Below are 21,523 nucleotides of genomic sequence, written 5' to 3' on the forward strand. Positions count from 1 at the left end.
ACGGCCCGCAGGCCGTGACGGGAAGGGCCTCCGGGAACAGGCCGTGAGCCGTGACGGGGAAGGCCCCGAGCCCGTGGACCGTACGGCGAAGGCCCCCGGCTGGTGCCGGAGGCCTTCGTGATGGGGGATGTCCGCGGAGGCTCAGACGGCTTCCGCGACGCCCGCGGGGGCGGCCGCGTCGCTCGCGCCGTCCTCGGGCTTGGCCTTGGCCGGTCCCGCACCCTTCAGCGGCACCTCCTTGACGAACACCGCGGCCACCAGGGCGACGATGCCGACCACGGCACCCAGCAGGAACGCCGAGTGCGTACCGGCGGACACCGCGTGCTGGTAGGCCTCCCGCGCCGCGGCGGGCAGCATCTCCAGGTGCTTGGCGTCCAGCTGCGCGGACTGCTCCGTCATCTTCGAGCCCAGCGCGCCGGCCCGCTCGGCCATGACGTCCTGGACCCGGTGGTTGAACAGCGCGCCCATGATCGCCACACCGAAGGACGAGCCGAGCGTACGGAACAGGGTGGTGGACGAGGAGGCCACGCCCATGTCCTTCATCTGCACGCTGTTCTGCGCGACCAGCATGGTGATCTGCATCAGGCAGCCCATGCCCGCGCCGAGGACGGCCATGTACAGGCCGGAGGTGAGGCGGGTGGTCTCGGTGTCCATCAGGGACAGCAGGTACAGGCCGACGACCATCAGCACGCCGCCGACGATCGGGAACACCTTGTACCGGCCGCTGTTGGTGGTGACCCGGCCCGCGATCATCGACACGACCAGCATCGCGCCCAGCATCGGCAGGAGCAGCAGACCGGAGTTGGTCGCGGAGGCGCCCTGCACCGACTGCTGGTACAGCGGCAGGAACAGCACCGCGCCGAACATCACGAAGCCGGTGATGAAGCCGATCAGCGACATCAGGCTGAAGTTGAGGCTGCGGAAGATGTGCAGCGGCACGATCGGCTCGGCGGCCCTGGTCTGCCGGAAGACGAACCCGACCAGCGCGGCCACGCCGATCGCGATGAGCTCCATGATCCGGGCGGAGGTCCAGGCGTACTCCGTGCCGCCCCAGGTGGTGACGAGCACGATGGAGCTGATGCCCAGGGTCAGCAGCGCGGCGCCCAGGTAGTCGACCTGTGCCTTCGCACGCTTCTTCGGCAGGTGCAGCACGGCACTGATCGCGACGAGCGCCACCGCGCCGAGCGGCAGGTTGATGTAGAAGGCCCAGCGCCAGCCCCAGTTGTCGGTGATGGAGCCGCCGACCAGCGGGCCGCCGATCATCGCGAGCGCCATGACGCCGGCGATCATGCCCTGGTACTTGCCGCGCTCCCGGGGCGGGATCAGGTCACCGATGATGGCCATCACGCCGACCATCAGACCGCCCGCGCCGAGGCCCTGAATGGCACGGAAGCCGATCAGCTCGCCCATGTTCTGCGCCATGCCGCTCAGCGCGGAGCCGACCAGGAAGATCACGATCGACGTCATGAAGGCGCCCTTGCGCCCGTACATGTCGCCGAGCTTGCCCCACAGCGGCGTGGCCGCGGCGGTCGCCAGGGTGTAGGCGGTCACCACCCAGGACAGGTGCTGGAGTCCCCCGAGCTCGCCCACGATCGTCGGCATCGCGGTGCCCACGATCATGTTGTCGAGCATCGCGAGCATCATCGCGATCATGAGCGCGAGCAGGACGACCCGCACACTCTTGGGCTGTTTGCCGGCTGGGCCGGTCTCCGTCTCGGATATCGGTGCGTCCGCCATGGTTCCTGTTCCCCCAGCTGCCCTTCTGTTACTTACTTGCCGCCCGGCAAGTTACTACACTCTGGAAGGTAGAGGTTTACTAGCCGGGCGTCAAGTAAGTTTCCACCGACCGGCCGGCAGGTAGTGTCAGGGAGCGCGAGGAGTACGAAGGATGGGCGGCACGATGGACGGCATGAAGCAACAGCGCCGCGGAAACACCCGCCAGCGCATCCAGGACGTGGCGCTCGAACTCTTCGCCGAGCAGGGTTACGAGAAGACCTCGCTGCGCGAGATCGCCGAGCGCCTGGACGTCACGAAGGCTGCCCTCTACTACCACTTCAAGACCAAGGAAGAGATCATCGTCAGCCTCTTCGAGGATCTGACGCAGCCGATCCAGGACCTGATCGAGTGGGGCCGGCAGCAGCCGCACACCCTGGAGACCAAGCGGGAGATCATCCGCCGCTACAGCGACGCGCTCGACGGCGCGGCACCGCTGTTCCGGTTCATGCAGGAGAACCAGGCGACGGTCCGGGAACTGCGCATCGGCGACTCCTTCAAGAACCGGATGACCGGTCTTCGGGACATCATCATCGACCCGGAGTCGAGCCTGACCGACCAGGTCCGCTGCATCAGCGCCCTGTTCACGCTGCACGCGGGCATGTTCGTCATGCAGGACATGGAGAGCGATCCGGAGGAGCGGCGCAAGGCCGTCCTGGAGGTCGCCATCGACCTGGTGACGCAGGCCGACCGGGGGACGCGCGGGCACTGACGGCCCGCGACGGCATACGCACAGGACAGCGCACCGCCGCCCCGCTGGTTTCAGCGGGGCGGCGGTGCGTGCGGGTGGGCGTCGGCCGATCGGCCGGTCCGGCCGGGACCTTCGCTCCGTGCCTCGGGCCTCGGGTCAGGCCCTTGTGCAGGCCTTCGCTCAGACCTTCACGCCGTGGGCGCGCAGGAAGGCGACCGGGTTGACCGCGGAACCGTAGTTCGGGGTCGTACGGATCTCGAAGTGCAGGTGCGGGCCGGTGGTGTTGCCGGTGTTGCCGGACAGGGCTATGTGCTGACCGGTGGCGACGACCTGGCCGACCTTCACGTCGATGCGCGAGAGGTGGGCGTACTGGGAGTACGTGCCGTTGCCGTGCTTGATGACGATGGCGTTGCCGTAGGCGGGGCCGTCGCCGCCGCCGTTGGGGCCGGCCTTGACGACGGTGCCGCCGTGGGCGGCGACGACCTCGGTGCCGACCGGCACGGCGAAGTCCTGGCCGCTGTGCTTGTGCATCCAGTGACTGCCGCCCTGGTCGAAGCTGGCGGTGAGGGTGTAGTGCTTCACCGGGTCGACCCAGGCGGCGGCCGACTTGGCGACGGTGGTGGTGGCGGTGGGAGCCGCCGCGGTCTCGGCGGCGGACGCTACTCCCGCACCCACGACGGCCGAGACTCCCAGGCCGGCGGCCAGGACGGCGGCGCGGGTACGGAGCTTGGTCGCACGGGCGGAACGGGACGTGGCGCGCAGGAACATCGAAACCTCAGGGTGTGGGGGACATGAGAACCACCCGGAGGCTCATGCCTTCGCCGGGCGGGCACCACCTTGGTAACCCGCCCGGCCACCCGCCCTCAAACCCCCCTACTACGACGCAATGTAGTAATAGCCACCAGTGACTTACATCTCTTGACAGGACTCCTATTTGGGACAAAACCCCTGTTAAGACCCCACACAGGGGCATTATTTGAGGGCGAATGTCCGATTTATTAGTTCCTGTCCCCCACTAAGTCCCCTAGTACCGGACAAAGCGCCTGTGCCCCATGTCACCGGCGGGCACCCCCGGGACCCTCTTCCTTGTGACCGGCCTCATGTGGTCCCCGTCTCAGCGAGGTTACCGTCCAGTAATCAAGCCGTTCCCCTCCCGCCACCTTGCGGCATGAGCATGCTCACAACAAAGAGCTGTGTTACGGACGCGAGAGGACCCTCATGACCACAGGCACCTGGACGCGCCGCATCGGCATGACCGCCGTAGCCACGGCCGCCGCCACGGCGCTGGCCGCCCCCGTGAGCGCGCAGGCCGCGCCTCAGCGCCCGGCCGCCGCCGCTGCCACCGTCACGGACACGGCCACGGCCACGGCCACGGCCACAGCCGCGAAGGTCGACTACGCCACCTGGCAGCGGGACTGCCAGGCCGTGATGGACCAGGCCCTGCCGTATCTGCAGCAGCGCGTGGCGAACGGCGCGCCGGGCGAGAAGCAGGCCATCGTGCTCGACGTGGACAACACGGCCCTGGAGACCGACTTCGGCTTCAGCTGGCCCCAGCCGGCCAACAAGCCGGTGCTGGCGGTGGCCCGGTACGCCCAGGAGCACGGCGTCGCGCTCTTCTTCGTCACCGCCCGCCCGGGCATCATCAAGGCCCCCACCGAGTACAACCTCGAACACGACGGCTACGACGTCGACGGCCTCTACGGCCGCGGCCTGCTCGACCTGTTCGAGGACGTCGCCGACTACAAGACCGCCCAGCGCGCCGCCATCGAGTCCCGGGGCTACACGATCATCACCAACATCGGCAACAGCCCCACCGACCTGACCGGCGGCCACGCGGAGAGGACCTTCAAGCTGCCGGACTACGACGGTCAGCTCTCCTGAGCGCACGCCCTGAGGGGGCACGGCGAAAGGGGGCTGCCCCGGGACCTCGGTCCCGGGGCAGCCCCCTTTCGGTTCAGGCCGAGCGCGGCGCTTACGCGTCCTTGCTCAGGTTCGGGCCGGCTCCGCCGGCCGCCTGCTCGATCGGCGGGACGTCCGGCAGGGCCGACTTCTCCTCGCCGCGGAAGGTGAAGGTCTGGCTGTCGCCCTCGCCCTCCGTGTCGACGACCACGATGTGACCGGGGCGCAGCTCGCCGAAGAGGATCTTCTCCGACAGCGAGTCCTCGATCTCGCGCTGGATCGTCCGGCGCAGCGGCCGGGCGCCCAGAACGGGGTCGTAGCCCTTCTTGGACAGCAGCTCCTTGGCGGACTGGGAGAGCTCGATGCCCATGTCCCGGTCCTTCAGACGCTCGTCCACCTTGCTGATCATCAGGTCGACGATCCGCAGGATGTCCGCCTGCGTCAGCTGCGGGAAGACCACCACGTCGTCGACGCGGTTGAGGAACTCGGGCCGGAAGTGCTGCTTGAGCTCGTCCTGGACCTTGTTCTTCATGCGCTCGTAGTTGGTCTTCGTGTCACCCGAGGCCGCGAAGCCCAGGTTGAAGCCCTTGGAGATGTCCCGGGTGCCGAGGTTGGTCGTCATGATGATGACCGTGTTCTTGAAGTCCACGACCCGGCCCTGGGAGTCGGTCAGGCGACCGTCCTCCAGGATCTGCAGCAGCGAGTTGAAGATGTCCGGGTGGGCCTTCTCCACCTCGTCGAACAGGACGACGGAGAACGGCTTGCGGCGCACCTTCTCGGTCAGCTGACCGCCCTCCTCGTAGCCCACGTAGCCGGGGGGCGAACCGAAGAGACGGGAGACCGTGTGCTTCTCGCTGAACTCCGACATGTCGAGGGAGATCAGCGCGTCCTCGTCACCGAAGAGGAACTCCGCGAGCGCCTTGGACAGCTCGGTCTTACCGACACCGGACGGGCCGGCGAAGATGAACGAGCCACCCGGACGCTTCGGGTCCTTCAGACCCGCACGCGTACGGCGGATCGCCTTGGACAGCGCCTTGACGGCGTCCACCTGGCCGATGACCCGCTTGTGGAGCTCGTCCTCCATACGGAGCAGCCGGCTGGACTCCTCCTCGGTGAGCTTGAAGACCGGGATGCCCGTGGCCGTGGCCAGGACCTCGGCGATCAGCTCGCCGTCGACCTCGGCGACGACGTCCATGTCGCCGGCCTTCCACTCCTTCTCCCGCTTGGCCTTGGCGGCCAGGAGCTGCTTCTCCTTGTCGCGCAGGGAGGCGGCCTTCTCGAAGTCCTGCGAGTCGATCGCGGACTCCTTGTCCCGGCGGACGGCGGCGATCTTCTCGTCGAACTCGCGCAGGTCCGGCGGGGCGGTCATCCGGCGGATACGCATCCGGGAGCCGGCCTCGTCGATCAGGTCGATCGCCTTGTCCGGCAGGAAGCGGTCCGAGATGTACCGGTCGGCCAGGGTGGCGGCCTGGACCAGCGCCTCGTCGGTGATGGAGACACGGTGGTGCGCCTCGTACCGGTCGCGCAGACCCTTGAGGATCTCGATCGTGTGCGGCAGGGACGGCTCGGCGACCTGGATGGGCTGGAAGCGGCGCTCGAGGGCCGCGTCCTTCTCCAGGTGCTTGCGGTACTCGTCCAGGGTCGTCGCACCGATGGTCTGCAGCTCACCGCGGGCCAGCATCGGCTTCAGGATGGAGGCCGCGTCGATGGCGCCCTCGGCGGCACCCGCACCGACGAGCGTGTGCAGCTCGTCGATGAACAGGATGATGTCGCCGCGGGTGCGGATCTCCTTGAGCACCTTCTTCAGGCGCTCCTCGAAGTCACCGCGGTAGCGGGAGCCGGCGACCAGGGCACCGAGGTCCAGGGTGTAGAGGTGCTTGTCCTTGAGGGTCTCGGGCACCTCGCCCTTGACGATGGCCTGGGCGAGGCCCTCGACGACGGCGGTCTTGCCGACGCCGGGCTCACCGATCAGCACCGGGTTGTTCTTGGTACGGCGGGACAGCACCTGCATGACCCGCTCGATCTCCTTCTCGCGCCCGATGACCGGGTCGAGCTTGGACTCACGAGCGGCCTGGGTGAGGTTCCGGCCGAACTGGTCGAGGACCAGGGACGTCGAGGGGGTGCCCTCTGCAGGCCCGCCGGCGGTGGCGGTCTCCTTGCCCTGGTAGCCGGAGAGCAGCTGGATCACCTGCTGCCGCACCCGGTTCAGATCTGCGCCCAGCTTGACCAGGACCTGGGCGGCGACGCCCTCGCCCTCACGGATCAGGCCGAGCAGGATGTGCTCCGTGCCGATGTAGTTGTGGCCCAGCTGAAGCGCCTCGCGGAGCGAGAGCTCCAGGACCTTCTTGGCACGGGGGGTGAAGGGAATGTGGCCGGACGGCGCCTGCTGGCCCTGGCCGATGATCTCCTCCACCTGCTGGCGGACCGCCTCGAGCGAAATCCCGAGGCTCTCAAGGGCCTTGGCGGCGACACCCTCACCCTCGTGGATCAGGCCCAGGAGGATGTGCTCGGTGCCGATGTAGTTGTGGTTGAGCATCCGGGCTTCTTCCTGAGCCAGGACGACAACCCGCCGCGCGCGGTCGGTGAACCTCTCGAACATCGTTAATCGCTCCTCAGAGCGGTCAGGCAGTGGGGGGAACTTCCCCTCCCTGTCCTTCCGCAGCTTAGTCCCGCAAGCGGGGACCGCTCATTCCAACTGCCGACACCCTCGATGGCCTCCTGACCCCGAACGCCGACATCTGCTCCAACCCGATGGTGCGAGACGATGTTCCCGCAGGCCAGGCAGTTACCCCAGTCGCCAGTACGCCGATGGCGAACGTGAGACTCCTTTGCCCGGCTGTGGCCTGCGTGTCGCCCCCTCCCACTAGGCATGTCTTACCCGCTGGGACTGACACTCCATGCGGCGCGCACCGGTTCCCTCAGCTATGGGCGAACAGCCTTGCGCCCCTTCCCACCTCCACGCGCCTCCTCGTTCGAAACTGTACGCATTCATGAAGACACTCAGCGTAACCATGTCCGTCTTCCGGCAGTTGCACCTGGCATGGTCGGCAGCCTCCCCACGCTTCCTGTTCCGGTCCCGTCTGCTCCGGTCCCGTCCGTCTCGGTCCCCTCTGTTCCTTTTTCCCCGCCTGTCCCGCTTCCCTCGCCCCGTCGGCCGCTCGGTGCGGGCGGCGGCAGGGTGCGGGACTGGTACGAGAACGAACTGGGGTGGGCCACGGTGCCCGGAACACCGCTGCGCCTGGTCGTGGGGCGCCACTTCGACGTCCTGGACGTCCCGGTCGAGGCCGGACGTGCGGCGCTGCGCCATCTGGGGCCCGCGTCGCCGGTGGCCGTGCACGGGGACCGGATGCGACTGCTGGTGGCCGCGGGCAGCGCGGAGGAGCTGCCTGGGCTGCTGGAGTGGCTGGAGTGGTCAGCGGTGGAACTGGATCTGGTGGTGCTGGGCGCGGGCACGCTGACGGAGGCGCCGCAGCCGCCCTTCGCGGGGCAGGCAGGAGCACGGCTGCCCGGGGCGCCGCTGCCCGGAGCGCGGCCGCTCGCCCGGGGCCGCTCCGGTTCGCAGGGGGCCGCCGTGTGGTTGCGGCCCCCCGGGCCGGGATGCGAGACAGGGGCCTCGCTGCCGACGCTGTCGGCCATGGGGGGCGATGGGGGCGACCCCGATCTCGTGCGGGTCGTGGAGACGGTGGCGACACACTGCCACCGGCTCCGGCTGCGGCGCGCTCACGCACGGCCGCCGGCCTTCTCCTAGGGGGTCGGCCTGTGGACCTGGGGTGACGGCCTTGCTCCGGACCTGGAGGCCGGCTTCGTAGGCCGCCCAGCCCGTCAGGCGTTGGCCTTCTCGTAGGCCTCACGGATGGACGCGGGGACACGGCCGCGGTCGTTGACCTCGTAGCCGTTCTCCTTCGCCCAGGCGCGGATCTGCGCCGTGTCCTGGCTGCCGCCGGCAGCGGCGGCGCGCGCCTTTCCACGTCCGCCGGAAGCGCGGCCCCCGGTACGACGGCCGCTCTTGACGTACGGCTCGAGAAGGCCGCGGAGCTTGTCCGCATTGGCGGTGGTGAGATCGATCTCGTATGTCTTGCCGTCCAACGCGAACGTCACGGTCTCGTCCGCCTCGCCGCCGTCGAGGTCGTCGACAAGAAGGACCTGAACCTTCTGTGCCACCGGATTTCCTTTCATCGATAACGTGAGGGTCGGGGTTGGTCGGCGTCCCCCGTTTCGCCGCCCCTTGATATATGCAGTACTGCAGTACGTCGGAAAGCAAACCGCTTTTGCGGGAAAAACACAAACCCCTGGGAGAGACCGGACCCTCGGCCCCGACCGGAAACATGTGCGTTTCGGACATAGGGGTTCCCCGAGGGGTTCGCTCGGGGTTCCTCCGGGTTCCCTCCGGCTTCCTCCGGCTTCCTGCGGACGTCCACGGCGATCACAGATGCAGAAGCATCCGGCTGTTGCCCAGGGTGTTCGGTTTCACTCGTTCGAGACCGAGGAACTCCGCGACGCCCTCGTCATAGGAACGCAGCAGCTCGGCGTAGACGTCGGTGTCGACGGGCGTCTCACCGATCTCCACGAAGCCGTGCTTCGCGAAGAAGTCGACTTCGAAGGTCAGGCAGAATACGCGGCGAACGCCGAGCCGGCGTGCGGTCTGCAGCAACTTCTCCAGCAACTGATGGCCGACGCCGGCGCCCTTGAGGCCCGGCTTCACCGCGAGAGTGCGCACTTCCGCCAGGTCTTCCCACATCACGTGCAGGGCGCCGCAGCCGACGACCTCGGCGTTGTCGTCCCGTTCGGCCACCCAGAACTCCTGGATGTCCTCGTAAAGCGTCACCGTCGCTTTGTCGAGCAGGATGCCGCCGCGGACGTAGGCGTCCAGCAGCCGGCGCACGGCCGGGACATCGCTGGTCCGGGCCCGCCGGACGGTGATGGCTTTTGCGGAGACTTCGGGTCGCGCTGCGGACATGGGCGGACGCTATCGCCCGCGGCCGCCCTGGGCCGAGCCGGGGTTCTGGTCGCCGGTTTCGGTGGCATCGGCGGATTCGGCGGGTGGGGAGGTTTCGGGGGGCGGGGCGGCTTCGGCGGTATCCGGGACTTCGCCGACGACTTCGGCCGCCTCTGCGGACGCTTCTTCGCCGGGCTCTTCGGCAGGTTCTCCGGGGGCCTGCGCGCGAGGCTCTTCCGCCGTGCCTTCCGAGGTGCCTTCGACGACCCGCAGGGCATCGCGCAGAGCGCGCCGCTGTTCGTCGCTCATCATGCCGAAGAAGGCGACGAGAGCGGCGGCGGGGTTGTCACTCTGGGACCATGCGTCGTTCATCAGTGCGGCGGCGTAGGCGGCCCGGGTGGAGACCGCCTCGTATCGGTAGGCCCGGCCCTCCGCTTCGCGGCGTACCCAGCCCTTCTGGTGGAGGTTGTCCAAAACGGTCATCACCGTGGTGTACGCGATGGACCGTTCCTTCTGAAGGTCTTCCAGGACTTCTCGAACGGTCGCCGGGCGGTTCCACTTCCATACCCGCGTCATGACCGCGTCTTCGAGTTCTCCCAAGGGGCGAGGCACAACTCCGACAATAGTGGGAGATGCCGGTCATTGCGTGCCAGACGTGCACTTCGTCGTGCGAATCAAGACAAAAAGGGCGCGCAACTCGGTGGCAGTGCTCTCCGTGCCATCGAGTCGTGCGCCGGGAACGGGCGGATCAGGCCTCGGTGGAGGTGCCGCCCGCGGCCGACGGGCCGCTCTGCGCGCGCGCCATGGCGGCGTCCACGGCGGCGTCCTCCTTGGCCTTTGCGGCCCCGCCCTGGGTCTTCACGATCACCCTGACCAGGGCGATGAAGAACGCGGCCATGACGACCGGCGGAACGAGTGCGGAGACGTAGTCCATGGCTCCAGGGTAGCCACGGGGCCGGGACAAACAGGGCCGGGGTGGTCCGGAGGCACTACACCGCGGCGAGTCGCTGCTGCGGCGGGGTCTGCGGGTCTCCGGACGGCGGGGTGGGCCTGCGGCGCGGAAACACCTCGCCCGGAGTGGGAACGGGGCGGCGGGCGGGTTTCGGCGCCCCGGGAGCGGGCGCCGGTTCGGGCCGGGCGGGGGCGGGGCGCTCGCCGGGCTTGGGCGCGGGCGCCGGCTTGCGGGAGGGTTCCTTGCCGGTCTCGCCGCCCTGAGCGCCCCCGGCGCCCGGCAGACCGCGCGGGAGGCCCTCCGGAACGACCCTGAGGGCCCTCAGAGGGGCGCGGGAGGCCGGCACGGTGGGCGCGGGGTCCGGGGCGGCGCTCCGCGCCCGGCAGCGGCGCAGGAGGGCGGCAGCGGCCGGGCTGCCGCGCAGGGCGCCCAGCGCGGCGAGATCGTCGGGGCCGGGCCGGTACCCGACGGCCAGCGCCTCCTCCAGGAGCGCGCAGTAGCCGGCGGCCGCGCCGGGCAGTGCGTCGCGGTAACGGGCGAGATCGGCCAGCAGGAACGCGCGCAGCCGGGCACCCTCGCGCATCGCCTCGTCGAGCGACTCGGCGAGGCGGAGGCAGTCCCGCAGATCCTCGGCGCGGGCGGGACGCAGATGAAGGGCAACGGCGAGGGCACGACGGAGCACACGCAGCTCCTCCGCGCCGAACGCCATGCCGCCGCGAGTTCCGTATGGCATGGGCATACGGCGACGATACGCGCTAATCAGACAAATTTGACATAAGCCACGGGCGTGGCGCGGTGCGGGCGGACGAGCCCGGCCGGACGGCCGCGGGCGACCCACCCGGGGCCCGGCCAGGCTTCTGGCCGGGCCCCGGGTGGGAGGCGGGGGCGGGTGCTACATGCGGGAGATGTTGCGCTCGTAGACCAGGCGGAGGCCGATCAGGGTCAGCCAGGGCTCGTGTTCGTCGATCACGGAGGACTCGCCGAGCACCATCGGGGCCAGGCCGCCGGTGGCGATCACGGTGACATCGTCGGGGTCGTCGGACAGCTCGCGGGCCATCCGGCTCACCACGCCGTCGACCTGCCCGGCGAACCCGTAGACGATGCCCGCCTGCATCGCCTCGACCGTGTTCTTGCCGATCACGCTGCGCGGCCGGGCCACCTCGATCTTGCGCAGCTGCGCGCCCTTGACGCCGAGGGCGTCGACGGAGATCTCGATACCGGGGGCGATGACGCCACCGATGTACTCCCCGCGCGCGGACACCGCGTCGAACGTCGTCGCCGTACCGAAGTCGACGACGATCGCCGGGCCGCCGTAGAGCTCGACGGCGGCGACCGCGTTGATGATGCGGTCGGCGCCGACCTCCTTGGGGTTGTCGGTCAGGATCGGCACGCCGGTCTTGACGCCCGGCTCGACGAGGACGGCCGGTACGTCGCCGTAGTAGCGCCGCGTCACCTCGCGCAGCTCGTGCAGCACCGACGGCACGGTCGCGCAGATCGCGATGCCGTCGATGCCGTCGCCCAGCTCCTCGCCGAGCAGCGGGTGCATGCCCATCAGGCCCTGAAGGAGCACCGCCAGCTCGTCGGCCGTGCGGCGGGCGTCGGTGGAGATGCGCCAGTGCTCGACGATGTCCTCGCCGTCGAACAGGCCGAGGACCGTTTGCGTGTTGCCTACGTCGATGGTCAGGAGCATGGCCGGTGCTACTCCGCCTCGCGCAGGTCCAGGCCGATGTCCAGGATCGGCGAGGAGTGGGTGAGGGCGCCCACGGCCAGGAAGTCGACACCGGTCTCGGCGTACGCCCGGGCGTTGTCCAGGGTGAGCCGGCCCGACGCCTCCAGCTGTGCGCGTCCGTCGACGATCGCGACGGCCTCCTCGCACTCGATGGGCGTGAAGTTGTCCAGCAGGATCAGGTCGGCGCCCGCGTCGACGACCTCCCGCAGCTGGTGCAGGGTGTCGACCTCGACCTCGATCGGCACGTCCGGGAAGGCCTCCCGTACGGCCTTGAAGGCCGCCGCGACGCCGCCGGCCGCGACCACGTGGTTGTCCTTGACCAGCGCCGCGTCCGACAGGGACATGCGGTGGTTCACGCCGCCGCCGCAGCGGACGGCGAACTTCTCCAGGGAGCGCAGGCCGGGCGTCGTCTTGCGGGTGTCGCGCACCTTGGCCTTGGTGCCCTCCAGGACGTCCGCCCACGCGCGCGTGGCGGTCGCGATGCCGGACAGCCTGCAGAGCAGGTTCAGCGCGCTGCGCTCGGCGGTCAGCAGGTCACGCGTGCGCGTGGTGACCGACAGCAGCTTCTGCCCGGCCTGCACGCGGTCGCCGTCCAGGACGTGCCGCTCCACCTCGAACTCGTCCGTGCAGACGACCGAGAGGACCGCCTCGGCGACCCGCAGACCGGTCACCACACCGGCCTCGCGTGCCGTGAAGTCACCGGTGGCCACGGCGTCCTCGGGGATGGTCGCCACGGTCGTGACGTCCACGCCGTGCGCGAGGTCCTCCTGGATGGCGACGTTCGCGAGGTCCTCGACCTCGACGGGGTCGAGGCCGGCGTCGGCCAGCAGCTGGGCGAGCGCGGGGTCGAGCCCGCACTCCAGGTACTCCTCGTCGCCGTCCGCGCCGCAGGCACAGCCGTCGCCGCAGCCGCCGTTCGAGGCGAGGGGAAGGTCGTCGGTGCTCACTTGTGTCACTGCTCCTGGGGACGGCGGGGCGCGGAGGCCTCGGTGCGGGTCGGGGGGAAGAGGGCGGATTCCGTGGTTTTCACGGTGGGTCCGGGAGGTGCGGCGCGATGGGGGTGCCCCCAGGCGTCAAGCACTGGGGGAGCCTCGTCGGAAGGGTGGGGGGAGACGGGCGGGCGGTCGTGGTTCAGGCGTACGACGATGTGGCGGCGCCAGTTGGTGTCGTCGCGCTCGGGGCGGTCCTCGCGCCAGTGGCAGCCGCGGGTCTCCTCGCGCAGCCGTGCGGCGGCGACCAGGGCGCGGGCCACGCACAGGAGGTTGGTGGCCTCCCAGGTGTCCACGCCCGGCTCGGCGGTCTTTCCGTTCTCGTCGAGGGCGCCGCGGGCCTCGGCGTACAGTTGTTCGAGCTGGTCGGCCGCCCTGGCCAGGGACTCGGCCGAGCGCAGCACGCCCGCGCCCTCGCTCATGATCCGCTGGATCGCGAACCGGGTCTCGGGGGCGAGCAGGGGGTGCGCGGGCTGTTCGGAGTACGGGACGGGCTGCGGCACCCGCGCGTGCAGGCCGCCCTCCGACCGCTCGCGGGCGATGTCGGCGGCGATCCGCTCGGCGTAGACCAGCCCCTCCAGCAGGGAGTTGGAGGCGAGCCGGTTGGCGCCGTGCACGCCGGTGCAGGCCACCTCTCCGCACGCGTACAGGCCGGGCACGGTGGTCCGGCCGTGGGAGTCCGTGCGCACGCCTCCGGAGGCGTAGTGGGCGGCCGGGGCGATCGGGATGGGGTCGGTGACCGGGTCGATGCCGTGGGCCCGGCAGGCGGCCAGGATCGTCGGGAAGCGCTGCTCCCACATCTCGGCGCCGAAGTGCCGGGCGTCGAGGAACATGTGCTCGGCGTCCTGCTCCAGCATGCGGCGCAGGATGCCCTTGGCGACGATGTCCCGGGGCGCGAGCTCGGCCAGCTCGTGCTGTCCGACCATGAAACGCACGCCGTCGGCGTCGACCAGGTGGGCGCCCTCGCCGCGCACCGCCTCGGAGACGAGTGGCTGCTGGCCCTCGGCCTCGGGGCCGAGGAAGAGCACCGTCGGGTGGAACTGGACGAACTCCAGGTCGGAGACCTCCGCGCCCGCGCGCAGGGCGAGCGCCACACCGTCACCGGTGGACACGGACGGATTCGTGGTCGCGGCGAAGACCTGGCCCATGCCGCCGGTGGCGAGGACCACGGTGGGCGCGTGGACGGCGCCCACGCCGTCGTGCTGGCCCTCGCCCATGACGTGCAGGCTCACGCCGGCGGTACGACCGTCGGCGTCCGTGAGCAGGTCCAGGACGAGCGCGTTCTCGATCGTGCGCAGTCCACGCGCGCGGGTTCCTGACGGCATTACTTCGTTGACGGCCTCGACGAGCGCCCGGGAGATCTCCGCGCCGGTCGCGTCACCGCCCGCGTGCGCGATACGGCGGCGGTGGTGCCCGCCCTCGCGGGTGAGCGCCAGTCCTCCCTCGGAGGACTCGTCGAAGTGTGCGCCGGTCTCGATCAGCCGGCGCACGGCGTCGGGGCCCTCGGTGACGAGGATCCGTACGGCCTCCTCGTCGCACAGGCCGGCGCCGGCCACCAGGGTGTCGTCCAGGTGCTGCTCGGGGGTGTCGCCCTCGCCGAGGGCCGCGGCGACGCCGCCCTGGGCCCAGCGGGTGGATCCGTCGTCGAGGCGGGCCTTGGTGACGACGACCGTGTCCAGGCCGGCCGCCTCGCAGCGCAGGGCGGCGGTGAGGCCGGCGACGCCGGAGCCGACGACCACGACGTCCGCGGCGATCGACCACCCGGGCGCGGGCGCGTGCAGTCGTATGCCTGTGCTGGTCACGAGGCGGCTCCGAGGGTTCCGTGGGTTGCGTGGGATGTGCGGGATGTGCGGGGTTCATGGGCCCCGAAGGTGAGGGGCAGGTTGTCGATCAGCCGGGTGGACCCGACCCGGGCGGCGACGGCGAGGACCGCCTCACCGGTGAAGTCGTCGCCTATCTCGGTGAAGTCGGAGGGGTCGACCAGGGCCAGGTAGTCGAGGTCCAGCGGCGGGTCGAGGCGGGCGGCCTCGTCGAGGACCAGCCGGGCCGCCGCGCGGACGGCTGCGGCCGCCCCGGGGGACGCCTTGGCGACGGCGGCGGCGTCGGCCGCCGCGCGGGACTCCCCCAGCGCGCTCAGGGCCTCGGCACGCGCGCGCGTGGAGGGCACTTCGCGGGCCCGCGCGCGCAGCGCCTCCTGGGCGGCGTGCCGGTCGCGGCCCGCGAACAGGGCCCGGGACAGGGCGAGGGCGGTGTGCCGCTCCTGCGGGGACAGGTAGCGGTTGCGGCTGGACAGGGCCAGGCCGTCGTCCTCGCGCACGGTCGGTACGGCGATGATGTCCACGCCGAAGTTGAGATCGCGCACCATGCGCCGGATCAGGGCGAGCTGCTGGGCGTCCTTCTGGCCGTACAGGGCCACGTCGGGGCGGGTGAGGTGCAGCAGCTTGGCGACGACGGTGAGCATGCCGTCGAAGTGGCCGGGCCGCGAGGCGCCCTCCAGGCGTTCGCCCATGGGGCCTGCGGAGATGCGGACCTGGGGCTCGCCGCCCGGGTAGACCTCCTCCACGGACGGCGCGAACACGACGCCGGCGCCCGCCTGCTCGGCGACCTTGAGGTCCGCCTCCAGGGTTCGCGGGTAGCGGTCCAGGTCCTCGCCCGCGCCGAACTGCAGCGGGTTGACGAAGACGGTGACGACGACCTCGCCGTCGGCGCCGGCGATCTCGCGTGCGGCGCGGATCAGGGTGGCGTGGCCCTCGTGCAGGGCGCCCATGGTCATCACGACGGCACGCCGGCCGTCACGCGCGCGTGCGTGCAGCTCGTCGGCGGTGCGCAGCAGGGCTGTGGTCATCGGGCGTCTCCGTTCTCGGGCGCCGGGGTCACCGGGCGGCCCTCCTCTGCGTTCACCGGTGCCACCCGGTTCGTCGAGTGCCCCGTGCCGGTGGGTGCCATCCGGCTCCTCATGCCCGCGGGTGCCGTCCGGCCGGTCGTCCCCGCGGGTTCCGGCTGCGGCGGGCGCGTCGCGTGCCCCGCGCGGGTCATCGGGCGTCCCCTTCGCCGTCGTCGGGCCGGTCGGGACCGTCCGGACCTTCGGAGCCGTACGTGTCCTCGGAGCCGGTGGTGCCGCTGGTGGCGGCGGTGCCGGGTGTTCCGTCGGCGAGGACGCCCAGCAGGTCCTCGGCCAGCTCCGGCTTCAGCAGCCCGTGGGCGAGTGCGCGATCGGCGGTGGCGCGGGCCATCGCCAGGTAGCCCGCGACGGTCTGCGGGGCGTGCCGGCGCAGCTCGTCGATGTGGGCGGCGACCGTGCCCGCGTCCCCGCGCGCGACGGGACCGGTCAGCGCCGCGTCGCCGGAGCGCAGGGCATTGTCCAGGGCGGCGCCGAGCAGCGGGCCGAGCATCCGGTCGGGCGCCTCGACGCCCACCTCGCGCAGCAGCTCCATGGACTGGGCGACCAGCGTCACCAGGTGGTTCGCGCCGAGCGCGAGCGCCGCGTGGTACAGCGGCCGCATCTCCTCGGCGATCCACTCGGGCTCGCCGCCCATCTCGATGACCAGGGCCTCGGCGGCCAGCCGCAGCTCCTCGGGGGCGGTGACGCCGAAGGAGCAGCCGGCCAGCCGCTGCACGTCCACGGGTGTGCCGGTGAAGGTCATCGCCGGGTGCAGGGCCAGCGGCAGCGCGCCCGCGCGCAGGGCGGGGTCCAGCACCTTCGCGCCGTATCGCCCGGAGGTGTGCGCGAGCAGCTGTCCGGGCCGCACGGCGCCGGTCTCGGCGAGGCCGGCGACGAGTCCGGGCAGGGCGTCGTCGGGGACGGTCAGGAGCACCAGCTCGGACCGTCGCAGCACCTCGGCGGGGGTCACCAGGGGCACGTCGGGGAGCATCAGCTCGGCCCGGCGCCTGGAGGCGTCGGAGACCCCGGAGACGGCCACCGGCCGGTGCCCGGCGAGCTGGAGGGACGCGGCGAGCGCGGGGCCCACCCGGCCGGCGCCGACGACACCGACGGTGAGCCGCGCGGGGCGGTCCCTGGGGTCTGGCTGTTGGCTTGTACTCACGCGACGGTGGCCTTCCCGTTCCAGTCCGCTCGGGGTACCGGACGATTTCTCGTCATGTTAACGCTATCGGTTCCGGAGGCGTTCGGCCGTCCACAGGCTGTGGGCCTCCCCACGGCCGCCCGCACGGGAAACCAGGTGCCCGTCCCGGCCGGAGCGCGGGATGATCTCGGCATGAGTGATACCGCTGCGCAGGACGAGCAGGAGACCGAACAGCCGTCCGAGGAGGAGGGGGGCAGGCGCCTGCGGGAGCGGCGTATCGCCGCCTGCCGGAGCGCACCGCGCGCGCTCGCGCGCCACGGCTTCCTGGGCACCCTCCGGCAGCGCCTGGCGCTGCTGGAAGCGGCGGAGGACGTGTACGACCTCGACCAGCGGTCGGACCTGTACGGCAACGGCGTCGTGGAGGCCCTGGAGGAGAAGGTCGCCGGGCTGCTCGGCACCGAGGCCGCCGCGTTCTTCCCGACCGGCACGATGGCCCAGCAGGTCGCCCTGCGCTGCTGGGCGGGCCGCACGGGCAGCCCGGCCGTCGCCCTGCATGCGCTGTCCCACCCCGAAGTGCACGAGCGGAACGCGTTCAGCCAGGTCAGTGGCCTGCGGCCGGTACGGGTGACGAGCGGGCCCCGGCTGCCGACCGCCGACGAGATACGCGGCCTCGACGAGCCCTTCGGAACCCTGATGCTCGAACTGCCCCTCAGGGAAGCCGGTTTCGTGCTGCCCTCCTGGGAGGAGCTCTCGGAGGTCGTCGAGGCCGCGCGGGAGCGCGACGCGGTGGTGCACTTCGACGGGGCCCGCCTGTGGGAGTCCACCGTTCACCTCGGCCGTCCCCTGAGGGAGATCGCGGGTCTGGCCGACAGCGTCTACGTGTCGTTCTACAAGGGCCTGGGCGCCTTCGGCGGCGCGGCCCTCGGTGGTCCGAAGACGCTGGTGGACGAGGCGAAGGCCTGGCGGCACCGGTACGGCGGCTTGGTGTTCCAGCAGTTCCCCACGGCGCTGTCGGCGCTGATCGGCCTGGAGCGCGAGCTGCCCCGGCTGCCCGGCTACGTACGGCACGCGCGCGTGGTGGCCGCGGCGCTGCGCGAGGGGTTCGCGACGGCGGGCCTGCCCTGGGCACGTGTCCATCCCGAGGTGCCGCACACCCACGACTTCCAGGTCTGGCTGCCGTACGAGCCCGAGGTCGTCGAAAGGGCGGCCGTCCGGACCACCGAGGAGACGGGGACCGCCCTGTTCGAGAACGGCTGGCAGCAGGCCGGTCCGGGCATGGCCCGCACCGAGGTCCACGTACGGGCCGCGGGGCTGGAGTGGACGGCCGAGGACGTGAAGGCGGCGGTCGGGGAGTTCGTCTCCCGGCTGGACGGAGAGGTCAAGAGCTAGGGGGTGTCTCGTCGATCAGGCCAGGCTCGCGGTGGCCGGCACCGCACCTCGCCGCCTTGTCGTCGGTCGTCGAGGCTCCGCATCGACTCCCTCCTCCGCCTTGTGATGCTCCCCCACTGCCTGAACGGCGTGGGAGGTACCCCCACCGCCGGCCACCGCTCCCCGATCCGGCCTGATCGACGAGACACCCCTGGAGCGCAGGCGAGCCCACCGGCGCAGGGACCGGAGCGGACGCCTGCGGACCGGCCGGCCCGCCAGGACCGCCCGGAACCGCCGGTGGTCGCGCAGCTCGCGCACGACGTGCCAGTCGTCGAGGCCGGGCGCGGGCGGGGCAGGCTCGCCGTGCTGCCGGGCGCGGTGGGTGTCGAGGAGGTACTGCTGCGTGATGCTCATGGCTGTGCCGCCTTGTCGGAACGGGATGGACCGGGCTCCGCGGCTGCCCCGGACGTCGTCCCAGAGTGCGCCGGTGTCCGGCCGAGGTCCCGTCGATTGACGGCCGCCGTCAATCGGGGCGGCGTTGTCAGTGGCGGCGTGCACCATGGGGGCATGAGCGTGCGCATCGACATCGCGGGGCTGCGGCCGGAGAGGATCACCGTCGTGCCCTCCCCTCTGGCCGAGCTCGGCATGGCGCTGCACGCGCTGTCCGAGCCGGGGCACCACCCGCGCCTCCAGGGCTGGGCCACGGGGGTGGCCGCCCGGCTCGACTCGCATCTGGCCGACCGGATGTGCGAGGCCGACTTCCTGTGGCGGACGACGTTCTCGGACCTGTTCATGCCGTTCGCGGGCATCCCCGGGGGGTCCGCGCTGCCGGGCCAGACCCTCGCCGAGGACCTGGATCTGCTCGACAAGCTGTCCGACGAGCAGTTCGTGGACGCGGCCCTGGAGTTCACCTGCGCCCTGCCCTACGGCACTCCGGGCCCCGGCCCGCTCACCGACGCCGCACTGCGCCGCCGCGCCCTGGAACTGGCCGCCGCGCGCGGCCCCGCACAGGTCCGCTTCAGCGAGCGGCTGCTGACCGACCCGCCCCGGATCCGGGCCTGGCTGCGGCAGTTCCTCCAGGACTGCGACGAGGTCTTCTTCGCGGAGACCTGGTCCCGGCTGCGCCACCAACTCGCGGCGGACGCCCGCCACAAGACCGAGCTGCTGCGCCGCAAGGGCCTCCCCGAGGCGCTCGCCGCGGTCTCCCCCGCCGTGTCCCTGGACGAGGCGGCCGGCCGGATCACGGTCGACAAGCTCGGCGAGGGCCGCACGGCCACGGCGGACGGGGGCCTGCTGCTCGTGCCGACCAGCCTCGGCTGGCCCCACCTGATGGTCCTGCACCGGCACGGCTGGCAGCCGGTGCTGCACTACCCGGTCGGCTCCCCGGAGCTCGCCTCCCCGCCCTCGGTGGAACAGCTGACCCTGCGGATGGCCGCGCTGTCCCACCCAGTGCGGATGCGGCTGTGCCGCAGCCTGGCCCGCAGCGCCTTCACCACCGGCGAGCTGACCCAGGTGCACGGCATGACCGCACCCGAGATATCGCGGCATCTGAGCATCCTGAAGAAGGCGGGCCTGGTCACCACCCGGCGCCGCGGGCGGTACGTCGACCACCAGCTGGACGTGGCGACGGTGGCCCGGCTGGGCAGCGACTTCCTGGAGGGGATACTCCGCTAGCGCCGCCGTCGGGCGACCCCGCCGCCGGCCGAAGGACCCCGGCCGCACGCCCCGCCGTCAGTCGAACCGGATGTGCCGGAGGCCCACTCCCACCTGCCGCACCCGGGTACGCACCCGGCCCTCCGTGTTGGGCCGCAGGGTCAGCCCGGCGAGCACCGCGATCCGGTCCGCGATCTTCGGCACGCTCGAGTGGTCCGTCCACAGGTGCTCGGCGAACTCCGGCTCGCGCAGCCGCTCGAGGCAGTGGTCGAGCTGCCGGACGGCCCAGCTCTCCCTGCGCAGCCCGGTGTTCTTCCCCGCCACGAACTGAAGGAGGTGCCCCAGGCCGCGTTCGTTCAGCCGCTTCAGCACGGTCTCGCGCTCCGCGAGCAGGGCGAAGTGCCGTACGTCATGACCCAGTTCGCGCAGCCGTCCGACGGTCTCGGCGAAGTGGCCGGAGTCGGTGACGGTCATGGGCGCGATCACCACCCCGTCGTGCTTGGTCAGGGCCAGGTCGAGGACCTCGACGACGCCCTGCCGCCAGGACGCCAGGTCCTGGAAGTCGCCGCGCAGCTCGGGCGGCATCATGCGGCGCAGCCCGAAGCCGGGGTGTTCGGGGTCGCAGATGACGCTGCCCGGCAGACGGCGCTGGATCTCGTGTGCGGTCTGTGTCTTGCCGCCCCCGAAGGGGCCGTTGATCCACAGGAGCATGCGCAGACCCTACCGACGGCCGGCACTTACGGCAGCCGGTCCATCCCTTCAGCCGTCCTTCAGCCGTGCCCGCCGGCCCGGACCAGGCCCGTCTCGTAGGCGAGGACCACCACCTGCACCCGGTCCCGCAGGTTCAGCTTGGTCAGGATGCGGCCCACGTGGGTCTTCACGGTCGCCTCGGACAGCACCAGCCGGGCGGCGATCTCACCGTTGGACAGGCCCTGCGCGACCAGCACCATGACCTCGCGCTCCCGCTCGGTGAGCCGCTGGAGCTCCTTGTGCTGGGGCTCCTTGCCGGCGGTGGGCAGCATCGGCGCGAAACGGTCGAGCAGTCGGCGCGTGGTGGAGGGCGCGACGACGGCGTCGCCGCTGTGCACGGCGCGGATCGCGGCGAGCAGATCGCCGGGCGGCACGTCCTTGAGCATGAACCCGGAGGCGCCCGCCTTCAGCCCGGAGAAGGCGTACTCGTCGAGGTCGAAGGTGGTCAGGATGAGCACCTTCGGCGGGTTCGGCTCCGAGCAGATGCGGCGGGTGGTCTCCACGCCGTCCAGCTTCGGCATGCGCACGTCCATCAGCACCACGTCGACCGCGGTCGCCCGCAGCACCTGAAGGGCCTCGACCCCGTCGCCCGCCTCGGCGACGACCTCCATGTCCGGCTGGGCGGCGAGCACCATCCGGAATCCGGTGCGCAGCAGCACCTGGTCGTCGACGAGCATCACGCGGATCGTCATCGGGTCCTCTTCCGTCTTCTTCAGCTACTCAGGGGGGCGTGAGAGGTCTCAACAGGGGGGTCGCCGGGC

21 protein-coding genes are annotated in these 21,523 nt (G+C 71.2%); 5 read left to right on the plus strand and 16 right to left on the minus strand.

The features are described 5' to 3' along the window. Nucleotides 1-141: 141 nt before the first annotated feature. The gene (locus tag R2S09_RS36770) at nt 142-1,737 is read right to left on the minus strand and encodes an MDR family MFS transporter (protein ID WP_306192259.1); all 1,596 of its coding nucleotides are present in this window, start codon (nt 1,735-1,737) and stop codon (nt 142-144) included. 151 nt (nt 1,738-1,888) lie between these two features. On the opposite strand from R2S09_RS36770, the gene R2S09_RS36775 reads away from it, so the two are divergent. Continuing rightward, nucleotides 1,889-2,485, plus strand: a complete 597-nt coding sequence (locus tag R2S09_RS36775) for a TetR/AcrR family transcriptional regulator (protein ID WP_316745546.1) — start codon at nt 1,889-1,891, stop codon at nt 2,483-2,485. Nucleotides 2,486-2,644: 159 nt separating this feature from the next. On the opposite strand, the gene R2S09_RS36780 is transcribed toward R2S09_RS36775, so the two are convergent. Then, complete coding sequence (locus R2S09_RS36780) at nt 2,645-3,232, minus strand: M23 family metallopeptidase (protein WP_306192262.1); 588 nt, start codon at nt 3,230-3,232, stop codon at nt 2,645-2,647. 450 nt (nt 3,233-3,682) lie between these two features. On the opposite strand from R2S09_RS36780, the gene R2S09_RS36785 reads away from it, so the two are divergent. Continuing rightward, nucleotides 3,683-4,345 carry an HAD family acid phosphatase gene (locus tag R2S09_RS36785; RefSeq protein ID WP_316745547.1) on the plus strand — a complete coding sequence of 221 codons (663 nt, stop codon included), beginning with the start codon at nt 3,683-3,685 and terminating at the stop codon, nt 4,343-4,345. 91 nt (nt 4,346-4,436) lie between these two features. Here R2S09_RS36785 and R2S09_RS36790 read toward each other — a convergent pair whose 3' ends face one another. Continuing rightward, entirely contained in the window at nt 4,437-6,962 is a 2,526-nt protein-coding gene (locus tag R2S09_RS36790; RefSeq protein WP_306192264.1) for an ATP-dependent Clp protease ATP-binding subunit, read from the minus strand. A 441-nt stretch (nt 6,963-7,403) separates the two neighbouring features. On the opposite strand from R2S09_RS36790, the gene R2S09_RS36795 reads away from it, so the two are divergent. Continuing rightward, nucleotides 7,404-8,111 (plus strand): SCO3374 family protein, encoded by a 708-nt coding sequence (locus R2S09_RS36795; RefSeq protein WP_316745548.1) that lies wholly within the window; start codon nt 7,404-7,406, stop codon nt 8,109-8,111. A gap of 74 nt (nt 8,112-8,185) precedes the next feature. On the opposite strand, the gene R2S09_RS36800 is transcribed toward R2S09_RS36795, so the two are convergent. The 10 genes from R2S09_RS36800 to R2S09_RS36845 form a co-directional block, all read right to left on the minus strand. Continuing rightward, on the minus strand, nt 8,186-8,524 hold the full coding sequence (locus tag R2S09_RS36800) for an Lsr2 family protein (RefSeq protein ID WP_086730921.1): 339 nt from the start codon (nt 8,522-8,524) through the stop codon (nt 8,186-8,188). Between the two features lie 262 nt (nt 8,525-8,786). After that, the gene (locus R2S09_RS36805; protein ID WP_306192267.1) at nt 8,787-9,320 is read right to left on the minus strand and encodes an amino-acid N-acetyltransferase; all 534 of its coding nucleotides are present in this window, start codon (nt 9,318-9,320) and stop codon (nt 8,787-8,789) included. Nucleotides 9,321-9,329: 9 nt separating this feature from the next. Beyond that, entirely contained in the window at nt 9,330-9,875 is a 546-nt protein-coding gene (locus tag R2S09_RS36810) for a BlaI/MecI/CopY family transcriptional regulator (protein ID WP_316745557.1), read from the minus strand. Between the two features lie 172 nt (nt 9,876-10,047). Then, nucleotides 10,048-10,233, minus strand: a complete 186-nt coding sequence (locus R2S09_RS36815; protein ID WP_306192268.1) for a hypothetical protein — start codon at nt 10,231-10,233, stop codon at nt 10,048-10,050. 55 nt (nt 10,234-10,288) lie between these two features. Beyond that, the gene (locus R2S09_RS36820) at nt 10,289-10,990 is read right to left on the minus strand and encodes a hypothetical protein (RefSeq protein ID WP_316745549.1); all 702 of its coding nucleotides are present in this window, start codon (nt 10,988-10,990) and stop codon (nt 10,289-10,291) included. A gap of 153 nt (nt 10,991-11,143) precedes the next feature. Continuing rightward, nucleotides 11,144-11,941 (minus strand): type III pantothenate kinase, encoded by a 798-nt coding sequence (locus R2S09_RS36825; RefSeq protein ID WP_316745550.1) that lies wholly within the window; start codon nt 11,939-11,941, stop codon nt 11,144-11,146. An 8-nt stretch (nt 11,942-11,949) separates the two neighbouring features. Beyond that, nucleotides 11,950-12,927, minus strand: a complete 978-nt coding sequence (nadC, locus tag R2S09_RS36830; protein ID WP_316745551.1) for a carboxylating nicotinate-nucleotide diphosphorylase — start codon at nt 12,925-12,927, stop codon at nt 11,950-11,952. Nucleotides 12,928-12,932: 5 nt separating this feature from the next. Next, on the minus strand, nt 12,933-14,771 hold the full coding sequence (locus tag R2S09_RS36835; RefSeq protein ID WP_316745552.1) for an L-aspartate oxidase: 1,839 nt from the start codon (nt 14,769-14,771) through the stop codon (nt 12,933-12,935). Next, nucleotides 14,768-15,814: a pantoate--beta-alanine ligase gene (gene panC, locus R2S09_RS36840; RefSeq protein WP_316745553.1), complete on the minus strand. Its 1,047-nt coding sequence runs from the start codon at nt 15,812-15,814 to the stop codon at nt 14,768-14,770. The genes R2S09_RS36835 and panC overlap by 4 nt, the downstream gene beginning before the upstream one ends. 187 nt (nt 15,815-16,001) lie before the next feature. Further along, nucleotides 16,002-17,012: a Rossmann-like and DUF2520 domain-containing protein gene (locus R2S09_RS36845; protein ID WP_306192274.1), complete on the minus strand. Its 1,011-nt coding sequence runs from the start codon at nt 17,010-17,012 to the stop codon at nt 16,002-16,004. Between the two features lie 171 nt (nt 17,013-17,183). On the opposite strand from R2S09_RS36845, the gene R2S09_RS36850 reads away from it, so the two are divergent. Next, complete coding sequence (locus R2S09_RS36850) at nt 17,184-18,380, plus strand: beta-eliminating lyase-related protein (RefSeq protein WP_316745554.1); 1,197 nt, start codon at nt 17,184-17,186, stop codon at nt 18,378-18,380. A 15-nt stretch (nt 18,381-18,395) separates the two neighbouring features. On the opposite strand, the gene R2S09_RS40810 is transcribed toward R2S09_RS36850, so the two are convergent. Further along, complete coding sequence (locus tag R2S09_RS40810) at nt 18,396-18,773, minus strand: hypothetical protein (RefSeq protein ID WP_399145497.1); 378 nt, start codon at nt 18,771-18,773, stop codon at nt 18,396-18,398. A gap of 153 nt (nt 18,774-18,926) precedes the next feature. Between R2S09_RS40810 and R2S09_RS36860 the strand changes: the two genes are divergently transcribed. Then, nucleotides 18,927-20,033, plus strand: a complete 1,107-nt coding sequence (locus R2S09_RS36860; RefSeq protein ID WP_316745555.1) for a DUF5937 family protein — start codon at nt 18,927-18,929, stop codon at nt 20,031-20,033. Between the two features lie 57 nt (nt 20,034-20,090). Here the strand turns inward: R2S09_RS36860 and R2S09_RS36865 are convergent, their stop codons facing one another. After that, the gene (locus R2S09_RS36865) at nt 20,091-20,723 is read right to left on the minus strand and encodes an AAA family ATPase (protein WP_316745556.1); all 633 of its coding nucleotides are present in this window, start codon (nt 20,721-20,723) and stop codon (nt 20,091-20,093) included. Between the two features lie 59 nt (nt 20,724-20,782). Next, nucleotides 20,783-21,454 (minus strand): response regulator transcription factor, encoded by a 672-nt coding sequence (locus tag R2S09_RS36870; RefSeq protein WP_030177381.1) that lies wholly within the window; start codon nt 21,452-21,454, stop codon nt 20,783-20,785. Between the last annotated feature and the right edge of the window lie 69 nt (nt 21,455-21,523).

This window comes from Streptomyces sp. MK7 (genome assembly GCF_032658145.1).
Lineage (GTDB): Bacteria > Actinomycetota > Actinomycetes > Streptomycetales > Streptomycetaceae > Streptomyces > Streptomyces spiralis.

Coding starts and splice junctions, on each gene's coding strand:
- R2S09_RS40810 (WP_399145497.1), bottom strand. CDS start 18,773: ATGAGCATCACGCAGCAGTACCTCCTCGACACCCACCGCGCCCGGCAG.
- R2S09_RS36780 (WP_306192262.1), bottom strand. CDS start 3,232: ATGTTCCTGCGCGCCACGTCCCGTTCCGCCCGTGCGACCAAGCTCCGT.
- R2S09_RS36770 (WP_306192259.1), bottom strand. CDS start 1,737: ATGGCGGACGCACCGATATCCGAGACGGAGACCGGCCCAGCCGGCAAA.
- R2S09_RS36865 (WP_316745556.1), bottom strand. CDS start 20,723: ATGCTCCTGTGGATCAACGGCCCCTTCGGGGGCGGCAAGACACAGACC.
- R2S09_RS36815 (WP_306192268.1), bottom strand. CDS start 10,233: ATGGACTACGTCTCCGCACTCGTTCCGCCGGTCGTCATGGCCGCGTTC.
- R2S09_RS36810 (WP_316745557.1), bottom strand. CDS start 9,875: ATGACGCGGGTATGGAAGTGGAACCGCCCGGCGACCGTTCGAGAAGTC.
- R2S09_RS36860 (WP_316745555.1), top strand. CDS start 18,927: ATGAGCGTGCGCATCGACATCGCGGGGCTGCGGCCGGAGAGGATCACC.
- R2S09_RS36795 (WP_316745548.1), top strand. CDS start 7,404: ATGGTCGGCAGCCTCCCCACGCTTCCTGTTCCGGTCCCGTCTGCTCCG.
- R2S09_RS36870 (WP_030177381.1), bottom strand. CDS start 21,454: ATGACGATCCGCGTGATGCTCGTCGACGACCAGGTGCTGCTGCGCACC.
- R2S09_RS36820 (WP_316745549.1), bottom strand. CDS start 10,990: ATGCCCATGCCATACGGAACTCGCGGCGGCATGGCGTTCGGCGCGGAG.
- R2S09_RS36805 (WP_306192267.1), bottom strand. CDS start 9,320: ATGTCCGCAGCGCGACCCGAAGTCTCCGCAAAAGCCATCACCGTCCGG.
- R2S09_RS36775 (WP_316745546.1), top strand. CDS start 1,889: ATGGGCGGCACGATGGACGGCATGAAGCAACAGCGCCGCGGAAACACC.
- R2S09_RS36790 (WP_306192264.1), bottom strand. CDS start 6,962: ATGTTCGAGAGGTTCACCGACCGCGCGCGGCGGGTTGTCGTCCTGGCT.
- R2S09_RS36785 (WP_316745547.1), top strand. CDS start 3,683: ATGACCACAGGCACCTGGACGCGCCGCATCGGCATGACCGCCGTAGCC.
- R2S09_RS36850 (WP_316745554.1), top strand. CDS start 17,184: ATGAGTGATACCGCTGCGCAGGACGAGCAGGAGACCGAACAGCCGTCC.
- panC (WP_316745553.1), bottom strand. CDS start 15,814: ATGACCACAGCCCTGCTGCGCACCGCCGACGAGCTGCACGCACGCGCG.
- R2S09_RS36825 (WP_316745550.1), bottom strand. CDS start 11,941: ATGCTCCTGACCATCGACGTAGGCAACACGCAAACGGTCCTCGGCCTG.